At 66.2% G+C, this 10,075-nt stretch carries 9 protein-coding genes; 4 read left to right on the forward strand and 5 right to left on the reverse strand.

What is annotated here, in order from left to right; genetic code table 11:
• Positions 1-174 precede the first annotated feature (174 nt).
• The 4 genes from Q4F04_RS12225 to Q4F04_RS12240 all read right to left on the reverse strand — a co-directional run bounded on the left by Q4F04_RS12225 (position 175) and on the right by Q4F04_RS12240 (position 4,186).
• A complete protein-coding gene (locus Q4F04_RS12225; RefSeq protein ID WP_303370100.1) occupies positions 175-465 on the reverse strand; it encodes a hypothetical protein in 291 nt (96 codons plus the stop codon).
• A complete protein-coding gene (locus tag Q4F04_RS12230; protein ID WP_303370101.1) occupies positions 462-1,802 on the reverse strand; it encodes a helicase RepA family protein in 1,341 nt (446 codons plus the stop codon). Before Q4F04_RS12230 ends, Q4F04_RS12225 begins: the two co-directional genes overlap by 4 nt.
• A 14-nt stretch (positions 1,803-1,816) precedes the next feature.
• Complete coding sequence (locus tag Q4F04_RS12235) at positions 1,817-2,017, reverse strand: hypothetical protein (protein ID WP_303370102.1); 201 nt, start codon at positions 2,015-2,017, stop codon at positions 1,817-1,819.
• 573 nt (positions 2,018-2,590) lie between these two features.
• Positions 2,591-4,186, reverse strand: coding sequence for a calcium-binding protein (locus Q4F04_RS12240; protein ID WP_303370103.1), 1,596 nt, complete (start codon positions 4,184-4,186; stop codon positions 2,591-2,593).
• A 318-nt stretch (positions 4,187-4,504) separates the two neighbouring features.
• Between Q4F04_RS12240 and Q4F04_RS12245 the strand changes: the two genes are divergently transcribed.
• From Q4F04_RS12245 to Q4F04_RS12255, 3 genes are read left to right on the forward strand one after another with little or no spacing between them, the layout of a single operon-like run.
• Positions 4,505-5,608, forward strand: coding sequence for an ABC transporter ATP-binding protein (locus Q4F04_RS12245; RefSeq protein WP_303370104.1), 1,104 nt, complete (start codon positions 4,505-4,507; stop codon positions 5,606-5,608).
• Positions 5,609-5,667: 59 nt separating this feature from the next.
• Entirely contained in the window at positions 5,668-6,693 is a 1,026-nt protein-coding gene (locus Q4F04_RS12250; RefSeq protein WP_303370105.1) for a Fe(3+) ABC transporter substrate-binding protein, read from the forward strand.
• 36 nt (positions 6,694-6,729) lie between these two features.
• Positions 6,730-8,409 (forward strand): iron ABC transporter permease, encoded by a 1,680-nt coding sequence (locus Q4F04_RS12255; RefSeq protein ID WP_303370106.1) that lies wholly within the window; start codon positions 6,730-6,732, stop codon positions 8,407-8,409.
• A gap of 213 nt (positions 8,410-8,622) precedes the next feature.
• On the opposite strand, the gene Q4F04_RS12260 is transcribed toward Q4F04_RS12255, so the two are convergent.
• Positions 8,623-9,480: a hypothetical protein gene (locus tag Q4F04_RS12260; protein ID WP_303370107.1), complete on the reverse strand. Its 858-nt coding sequence runs from the start codon at positions 9,478-9,480 to the stop codon at positions 8,623-8,625.
• A 226-nt stretch (positions 9,481-9,706) separates the two neighbouring features.
• Here Q4F04_RS12260 and Q4F04_RS12265 point away from each other — a divergent pair.
• Positions 9,707-10,075: alpha/beta hydrolase (locus tag Q4F04_RS12265; protein WP_368660726.1), on the forward strand; the 369-nt coding region annotated here is incomplete at its 3' end.

The raw sequence follows: 10,075 nt of genomic DNA on the forward strand, positions 1-10,075 counted from the left end.
ACAGCGCCCATCTGCGGCCCACACCGGATGGTTACCGAAAATCTCCAATTCGATCATATCTTGCGCGAAGCCCCCCGCGCCGGTCCCCTGAAAGGGGCGAAAGTTCAGGACCACCCCCCCGGCCTAGGGTGCGGCTGCTGCGGAGGTTCGACTCCCCTACGGAGAGGCACGTCGTCATTCGTCCGAGACCTCGCGGCCAGTGTAGGCGCCATAGATGACCGCGGCCCTGCGCGTGATCGCCCGTGCCAGAGTGGCGTCCGTCAGTTCGGCACTGGCTGCGTGTCCACGAGGCGTCTTGCCCAATGGTCCGTAGGCCCGAACGATGCCGGTTGCCTTCTCGACTAGGACGCAGCCGCGAATGGTAATCCACGGCATGACCACAGTGAACGAGGCCAGCAGCCTGTTGCCTGCGTAGTTCGGTTCGCCGTCGATGACGGTCAGTTTCTCAATTGTGAAATCGGTCACTTCCACATCTCCGGGTCGAAAGCGTCAGGGTCAGTTGTCATGGCTGGGTAAAGGACAGGAGGTTCGATGCCCGGCTGGGTCAGCGTTCCCTCGTTCCCGCTCTTATAGAGCGCGGGAACGGTGGGAACGGCAGCATGACCGGCGTTCCCTTCGTTCTCGGGAACGGTCGGGGAACGGGGGGAACGGCTATCCTCAGGCTCGACCTTCCAGACAAAGCCATCCACGATGCGGACGATCTCCTTGTCTTGCAGGCGGTTCTTGAGCTTGTGGAAGGCCGTCCGTTTGCTGCTGTCGCCTTCTCCGTTGGAAAGGCTGTGCCGGTCGCAGAACTCCCGCCACCGCTCTAGGGGAACGCACTGCCGGGAACGCGGGAACATTTCCCCGTGCTTGACCTCTCCATGTTCGGCCAGAGCATCCGACAGAGCTTGCAGCCCGATTTTGTCGGTGCCGGTCAGCTTCACACGGTTCTTTCGGTTCACCGGCTCGGCGGGTGCCACGACTGCGCTGGTCACCTTGTCGCCGTCATCATCGAAGCCGAGGAACACGCTCTTGAGCTGATAGGCGAACACGGCGTCACAGGGCATGTCCCGCTGCTTGCGGGTTTCCGCCATGATGATGCCATCGGTCCGCGTCAGCTCGATCTCGGTGTCGGCGGCTGCTCGCAGGCTGCCAGAGCCTCGCGCGCCCTTGCTGGCGTCCTTGCCGCTGTGGTGGATCACCATGACATGGGCGCCGGTCGCCTCGCGCAGGTGGTCCACGCTGCGGACGAACTGTCCCATGTCCTTGGCGGTGTTCTCGTCGCCGTTGCCCATTGCACGAGCGAGGGTGTCGATCACGATCAGGGACGGCTTGTTGTCGAAGTCCTGATTGATCGCCTCGGACAGATAGGTCGCGTCCTCGGCGGTGCAGAGATCAATCGGCGCAGCCAGGATGCAGAGGTCGCCGTTCTCGTCCACGCGCTTCATCAGTTCTGGCTGAGTGCGGCGCATGGCCTCCAAGCGGTTGTTGATTCCGGTCCCGCCTTCGCTGGCGACGTAGATCACCGGCCCGGCCCACTTCTCGTCCGAAGGGACGCGGTGCCCGTGCCAGTCCTCGCCGGCCGCAACATGGATCGCGATGTCCATGGCAAGGAAGGTCTTGCCCACGTTGGACTCGCCGTAGACGACGCTGAACGCGCCCCGGTCGAGCCATCCCTTCACCAGATAGCGGCTTTCCAGAACCGGCTTGATCTTGTGTGAGGGGCGGATAGCGCCCGCTAGGTCCAGCGCCCGGCCGAACAGATTGGGCCGGGGTCGATACCCGACTTCCTCGCGGTAACGCTTGTCGATGGCGGCCATTTCATGGAAGCCCATCACGCCGCCTCCCTCTGCTGGACGTAGCCGAGGAACGCGGCCTGATCGGCGGGCGTCATCCGCTGATAGCTGGCGAGGCAGTAGGCTTTCAGCTCGGCCCGGCTCGCCCGATCAGCCCAGAACGCGGCCTCTTCCATCAGGCCGCAGAGGAACGGCACCTGCGGCCAGCCGGGGCGTAGTTCCTCCAGCAGACGCTCCAAGAAGAGAACACGGTCGTCCGGGTCACAGGCTGCGACTGCACAGGCTAGGGCGCTTGCAGTCCGCAGGCGGTTCAGAGTATGATTGTCGGTGAAAGCACTGCTATGCTGATTAGCCCCGGTTGCGCCCGCCAGCGCGCCGGGGTTTTCGGTTTCAGCGACCCCTGATAGGTTCGCCATTGGCAGGTTTTCGACAGTCTTTTCAGTGGCGAGTTTTTCAGGGTTCGCCAGCGTAGTGCCTTGAAAGGCGGGACTTACGTCCTGCCCTCCGGGCCTACCAAACCTCGCGTTTTGTAAGTTATTTCAGTTCATTGTCCGGCGTGCTGACAAGGCTTGCAGGGTGGCTGATCAATTCCTGCTTCCCATGCGCCAGGCCGGTGCGGCTTGCGATGGCGGAATCGGCCAGCCCTCTCTGCGGACGCATTGCTGTATTCCTGCGCCTTCTTGGGACAGATGTGCCGCCGTTTCAGCCGACCCGGTTCGGATGCCTCCATGCAGGCCGGAAGCCTCGCCATCTTTCCTGACAGGAATGGCGAGGCTCAGGCCTTCTCGCGGGAACCGTGGCTTCCCTGCGGTTCAGCCGAACAGGAAGTCCGAAGCCGTCATCCCCGTGACACCGGCCACCATGAGGATGTCCTGCCCCGGACCGCTGAACCCGCCGGCGGCGCCATAGTCGATGCGGGTGCCGCCGTCTTCAAGAAGGACGAAGCGGTCGGCATCGTCGAGCCTTCCGCTGCGGTCGGTATCAAGGTCGGACCAGGCCAGTCTTCTGGTGTTGAGGTGAACAAGGTCATCGTCCGCGCTGCGGAAATCCATGATCACGTCCCGGCCGTCGCGTTCGTTGAAGATGAAGGTGTCGGCGCCGCCTGCAATCACCCGCTCGGCGCCGTTGCTCGCCGTGCCATCGCCCCACAGGACGTCGTCGCCCTTGCCGCCGACAATCCGATCCTTGCCGCCAAGCAGCTCGATACGGCCGAAGGACCAGTCGTCATACCAGCTGTCCGCAGCCCCGTCGCCGTAGATCGTGTCATTGCCGTCGCCGCCATGGATCGTGTCGTTCCCGCCCTTCAGCAGCGCCAGGTCCACGCCTTCGACCACCCCGTCACCGTAAAGGATGTCGTTTCCGCTTCCCCCCTGTATCCGGTCGGCCCCACCTGTCAGGGTCGATTCGCCATTCGTGGAGACGTTGCCATCCCCAAGCACCGAATCCGCGCCCGTCCCGCCGTCGATCGTGTCATTACCCCCGCGCAGCACACCGGTGCCGGGGTTGAAGCCGGGGGCGGCGCTCACCGATCCGTCGCCGATGACGGTGTCGGCGCCTGATCCGGCGTCAAGGTAGTCGTTCGCACCCACGACCTCGGCATGGCTGCCATCGGCCCAGCCGTCGCCTTGCAGAAGATCGTTGCCGCTGCCGCCCCAGATCCTGTCCGCCCCGCCCTTGAGCAGTGCCGAGGACCTGAAGGTGGAAACGCCGCCGTCACCATAAACGACGTCGTTGCCGGCTGCCCCATGCAGGACGTCCTTGCCGCCGGTCATCTCTCCGCCCATGTACAGATACGGGGAAACGATGCCGTCGCCGTAAAGGGTGTCGTGGCCTGCGCCGCCGTCCAGAAGATCCGCGCCACCGATAAGGCGCGTTTCAGAGGCGTAGAGTTCCAGCAGGCCGTCGCCGTAGAGGATGTCGTTGCCATCCCCCCCGAACAGCCTGTCCGCACCGCCCGTTATCCGAGCGCTGCTGGCCGCGCCCCCGGAAACGAGGCCATCGCCATAAAGGACGTCGTTGCCGGCCCCGCCGTAAAGGACATCGCGGCCGCCGCGGATGTCCGCGCTACGGGCGTATTCGCTCGGCGCGGCGACCTCGATGGTGCCGTCGCCGTAGAGCGTGTCGTCCCCCGTATCGCCGTGCAGGATGTCGCCGCCGCCGATGATGGATGCCTCGGCGCCGTTTCCGCCAGAAATGACACGGCCGTCGCCCCAGAGCATGTCGTGGCCCGTGCCGCCGGACAGCAGGTCGGTGGCGCCCCTGACCTGTGCCTTCTCGCCGTCCTTGCCCTTGATGTCGCGGTCGCCCAGCAGGCTGTCGTCGCCGGCAAGGCCGAAGATGATGTCACGACCCAGGCTGCCGGTCAGAAGATCGGCCCTGTTCGTCCCCTTCACAAGTCTCTTAGCCATTCCTGATCCCTCATGACCTGGTGCCGCCAAGAGTCCGCGGCTGCAGAAGATGATGACACAGGTTAATGCACGCGACGACTGAATAATCAGGGCAACGGCTCGACTGCCGGCTGTGCCGGCCGCTTGGCTGATCCTTCAGCCCTGGGCTTCGCCAAGCGCTGCGTCGCTTGCGGATGCCGTCCTTTCTGCCGGTTTCATTCCCGACGAAAGAAGGCACCCTACTGGAGAATGGCGGCCCGAGGGGGTAGATACTGCCGACCGGATCAAGCCCCGCCCGCCATCGTCAGGCGGAGAGGGTCGAACGAGGGAATGCAGGTCATGGCCGCGGCTTCCGCGTCATCGCTCGAACTTGAGAATGTGTCGCGCCGCTTCGGGTCAAGGCTGGTCCTGTCCGACATCTCGCTGTCCATCCCGCCGGGCCGGATCACCTGCCTGCTGGGCGAATCCGGCTGTGGCAAATCGACGTTGCTGAGGATCATCGCAGGCGTGGACCGCCCCGACAGCGGCCGCATCCTGATGCGCGGGGCCGAGATCGCCGGCCCTGACCACTTTGTCGAACCCGAGAACCGCAGGATCGGGTTCATGTTCCAGGACTATGCGCTGTTCCCGCATCTCAGCGTGGCGGAAAACCTCGCCTTCGGCCTGCGCCACCTTTCCAGATCCGCCCGGCGCGACCGCGTGGCCGAGGTGGTCGCACGCATCGGGCTGGGCCACCTGGTGGACCGCTATCCCCATTCCCTGTCGGGAGGAGAGCAGCAGCGGGTGGCGCTGGCCCGCGCGCTGGCCCCGCAGCCGGCGGTGCTGCTGATGGACGAGCCGTTCTCAAATCTCGACCAGGGATTGCGGGAACGGGTGCGGCGAGAGACGCTGGACACCCTGCGCCGCATCGGGACCACGGCGATCATCGTCACCCACGACCCGCAGGAAGCGCTGGCCGTGGGTGACATGATCGTGCTGATGCGGGCAGGCCGGATCGAGCAGGTGGGCACGCCCTTCGAGATCTACGACCGCCCCATCTCTCCCTATGCGGCCGAGTTCATGGGACCGTGCAACCGCCTGACGGGGATCTGGAACAAGGGGCGGATCGACACGCCCATCGGGACCTTTCCCGCCGCGCTCGATCTGCCGGACGGCGCACTGGCGCTGGCCTGCATCCGGCCGCAGGCGCTGTCCATCGGGCCGGACGGGCACGGCATCTCGGCCCGCGTGGTCGCCAAGACCTTCATGGGGGAAAGCGAGCTGATCGACATCATGGTGCATCCCCTGGCCGAGACGCTGCGGATGCATTCCCATGTCCGCATTCCCATGGCCGTGGGCGAGAAGGTCAGCCTGCAGCTGAACGGGGCGCAGATCCATGTTTTCGCTGACGAAGAACCGGGAATGGCCGGACCCGGTAGAAAGTCGATAGAAACTATAGACTAAGTTGCAGAGGCTGATGTATGACCCGTGAAACCGTCAATCCGGGACGTCAGAGGGTCATCATGAAAGCTGAAACCACCGTCATCCGCGCCATTCTGGCCGGCACGGCTCTTGTCGCTGCCGCCGGTACGGCCGCGGCGCAGGAGGTCAATCTGTATACCTCGCGCGAGCCCGGCCTTGTCGAGCCGCTGCTTCAGGCCTTCACCGAGTCCACGGGGATCGCGGTGAACACGGTGTTCCTCAAGGACGGGCTGGTCGAGCGGCTGGCCTCGGAAGGCGAAAGCTCGCCCGCCGACGTGCTGATGGCGGTGGATGTGGGCAACCTGGTCGACCTGGTGGAACGCGACCTGACCCAGCCGGTCGAATCCGAGGTCCTGAGCGCCGCCATCCCCGAGAACCTGCGCGATCCGGGGAACGAGTGGTTCGCCCTGTCGATGCGCGCCCGCGTGGTCTATGCGGCCAATGACGTCGAGATCGACAGCATCACCTATGAGGATCTGGCCGACCCGGAATGGAAGGGCCGCATCTGCATCCGCTCGGGCCAGCATCCCTACAACACGGCGCTGTTCTCGGCCTTCATGGCCCATCACGACGCGGCGGAAACCGAGGCCTGGCTGACCGGCCTTAAGGACAACCTCGCCCGCAAGGCGGGCGGCGGCGACCGCGACGGGGCCAAGGACATCCTCGGCGGCATCTGCGACATCGCCATCGCCAATTCCTATTATGTGGGGCTGATGCGTTCCGGCAGGGGCGGGGACGAGCAGAAGGCATGGGGCGAGGCGATCAAGGTGATCCTGCCCACATTCGAGGATGGCGGCACCCATGTGAACGTCAGCGGTGCGGCCGTGGCGAAGAACGCCCCCAACCGGGACCAGGCGGTGCAACTGCTGGAGTTCCTCGTCTCGGACGAGGCGCAGAAGATCTATGGCGAGGCGAATTACGAATATCCGGTGAAGCCCGGCGCCGCCATCGACCCGATCATCGCCTCGATCGGCGAGCTGAAGGTCGATCCCGTGCCGCTGACCGAGATCGTGACGAACCGCAAGCAGGCCAGCGAACTGGTCGACCGCGTCGGCTTCGACAACTGATCGGGTCCCCGCGAAGGCCGCGGCCGGAACGACCGGATGACGGTTCTGGCAACCGACAGCGAACGGGTTTCCAGGTCCTTTTCTTTCGGGGGAAGGGTCTGGGTTCTTGCCAGCCTGCTGATCGCGGGGCTGGTCCTCGTGCCCCTGCTGGCCCTGCTCTGGCAGGCCGCGCAGGGGTCCGAGGGCCTGTGGTCGCATCTGGCCGCCCATGTGCTGCCGCATGCCTTGGGGCAGACGGCGATGCTGATGGCCGGGGTGGGCGTGCTGACCGCGCTGATCGGCACCTCGGCGGCCTGGCTGGTGACAGCCCATGACTTTCCCGGACGGCGGCTGCTGGAATGGGCGCTGTTGCTGCCGCTGGCGGTGCCGACCTATATCGTGGCCTACGCATATCTGGACCTTCTGCACCCGCTGGGGCCGGTCCAGTCACTGGTTCGCGCCGTCCTCGGCTACGACAGCCCGCGCGATTTCCGCTTGCCCGACATCCGGTCCATGACCGGGGCGATCCTGCTGCTGAGCCTTGTCCTCTACCCCTATGTCTACCTGCCCACGCGGGCGATGTTCATGACGCAGGCCGGGAACCTCGTCGAGGTCGCCCGCACCCTCGGCACCACCCGCCGCCTGATCTTCCGCCGCGTCGCCCTGCCCCTCGCCCGTCCCGCCATCGCGGTGGGTGTCAGCCTTGCCCTGATGGAGACGCTGAACGACATCGGCGCATCCGAGTTCCTCGGCGTGCGGTCGCTGACGATCTCGGTCTACACGACTTGGGTCACGCGGTCGGATCTGCCGGGCGCGGCGCAGATCTCGCTGGCGATGCTGCTCCTGGTGGTGGCGCTGATCTCGCTGGAGCGCTGGGCGCGGCGGCGGCAGCGCTATGCGGTCAGCGGCCAGCGCGCCCGCAGCTTCGCGCGCGAGCGGCTGTCGCGGCGCGCCGGGCTGGCCGCGCTGGGCCTGGGGCTGCTGCCGGTGATCTTCGGCTTCCTGCTGCCCGCGCTCTACCTCGCGGTCGAGGCTTGGCAGCGCTTCCAGTTTGCAGGGCTGTCGGACCGGCTGGTGATCGAGGCGCGCAACACCTTTGTCCTTTCAGCCTCGGCCACCGTGGCGGTGCTGATCTGCGGGCTGGTTGTCGCCTGTGCCTCGCGCGTCTATCCGCAGCGGTCCATGCAGATCGTCCACCGTGTCGCCTCGCTGGGCTATGCCATGCCGGGCACGATCCTCGCGCTTGGCATCCTGATCGCGGCGGCGGGGGTGGACCGCTGGATCAACCAGACGGGACGGGCGCTGTTCGGGATCGACCCCGGACTGGTCCTGATCGGATCTGGGGTGGCGCTGGGCTATGCCTATCTGGCGCGGTTCCTCGCCATCTCGATCGGCTCGGTCGAGGCCGGGCTGACCCGCATCCCGCGCAGCTACGACCAATCCGCCCGGACCCTGGGCCATGGCGTCACCGGGATGCTGGCCCATGTCCACCTGCCGCTGTCCAGGGCGGCACTGGCCGCCGCCGGACTGCTGGTCTTCGTGGACTGCATGAAGGAACTCTCGGCGACCCTGCTGCTGCGCCCGCTGAACTTCGAGACGCTGGCCACACATCTTTACGGCGAAGCCGCCCGCGGCACCTATGAGGAAGCCGCAATCGCCGCCTGGGCCATCGTCCTCGTCGGCATCCTGCCGGTGATCCTGCTGGCGCGGGTGGGACCGGCCAACTCGCGCCCGTGATCCCGGCGAGGGCTGCTTCCACCGCTTCCCCGTTCAGAGCGATGACCAAGACTGGGGATTGGTCCGTGCGCTGGCTGCCTCCGGCCGCTCCGTTCGGTGGACCGCCAACAAGCCCCGCCAGGTGCCGTGCGAACTGCCGGGAAAAAGCCGCGAGCCTCACGGAAGCCAGGTCAGCCGGAGCACCTCCGGCGCCCTTTCCGCAGTTCCCGGACCCTAAGCCTGCCGCCCCGGCCAGCCGCAGGGCCAGCGGCCGTGGCGGGGGTTGTCCCAAGCCGGCATGTCCAGCCACGGATACCAGCAGAGACCGGCGACAGGCACCCCTGACCGCTCGATCTCGGCCTTCACATGGGTCAGCCAGTCCCAGCGGTCGCGGACATGGGGAAAGCGGCGATGCGCCTCGGGCAACCCGTCGTGCCAGCCGGTCTCGGTGATCATCACCGGCAGATGGTAGCGGTCGGCAACCGCCCGCAACACGCGATGCAGCGGCTCGATGGCGTGATGGGGATAGTAGTTGACGCCGACCATCTGCACATGGCCGCTGGCGACCAGCCTGTCGGTGGCCTTGAAGACGTTGGGATGCAGGTGATGGAACGGGTCGCAGGTGGCAAAGCGTGGACGGTTCGGCAGGCAGGCCGCCGTGGTCATCATCCGCAGCGCCATCTGCGTGGCCCGGCCGGGCGTCATGCCCGAGACGCGGCGGCCGATCGAGGGCTCGTTCACCGCGATCACCCAGGAATCGGGCGGAAGCGCCGTGCAGCAGGCGACCGCGTGCTGCGCGGGACGGGGCGGGGCATCGAAATGGACGAGATCCCAGATCACCGGGAAGCCTTGGGGCACCGCGCCGATGCGGGCGGCGATGTCGTGGCGCCAGGACAGTCCGTCGCGGGCGCCTGCCGCGCCCTCCTCGGCGGCGACGCGGTAGTGGTGGGGCATCGCGCCATCCGGCAGGTGGTTGGTGGAATGCAGCAGGTCATGGCCGTTCCAGTGAAGGCGGCTGCACTCGAATCCGGCGATGATCGGGGTCGCGCCGGCCATCTGCGCGCGGGCGGGGTCCGGGGTCGAAAGGAACATCGGGTCAACCTGGCTTCGATATGCCGGATGCGCCGCGTGAAAGGGCGTCAGGGCATGGTTGAAGTTGGGGGATGGAAACGGGCGCTGTTGGCTGATCGCCGCGCCCTTCGGGTGCCGCCTGATGCAGCAAAACCGCGCCAAGGTCAATGCCGGGACCGAAAGGCGGTCGATCCGGGGGGCGGAACATGCTCTGATCGTCCTGCGGAAACGTGGAAGGAACGCAGGAATGCGCGATTCAAGCTTCGCTCACCGCTTTCTGGTGCCGGATCAGCCCGACGGGTCGGTGATCGTCCTGCTGCACGGCACCGGCGGCGACGAATCCGACCTGATGCCGCTGGCGGGTCGCCTCAGCCCCCATGCCCGACTGCTGGGCGTCCGCGGCCGCTCGCAGGAGGAAGGGATCAACCGCTGGTTCCGCCGCTTCGACGCCGTGACCTATGACCAGGACCATATCCGCGCCGAGGCGGCGGATTTCGTCCAGTTCATCGAAAGCGAACTTGCCGGGCTGAGTCTCGACCCCGCCCGGACCACGTTCCTCGGCTATTCCAACGGCGCGAACCTCTTGGGCGCGATCCTGCGCCTGCATCCGGGCGCG

Origin of the sequence: Paracoccus sp. (in: a-proteobacteria), assembly GCF_030536915.1 — a bacterium.
Classification (GTDB): Bacteria; Pseudomonadota; Alphaproteobacteria; order Rhodobacterales; family Rhodobacteraceae; genus Paracoccus.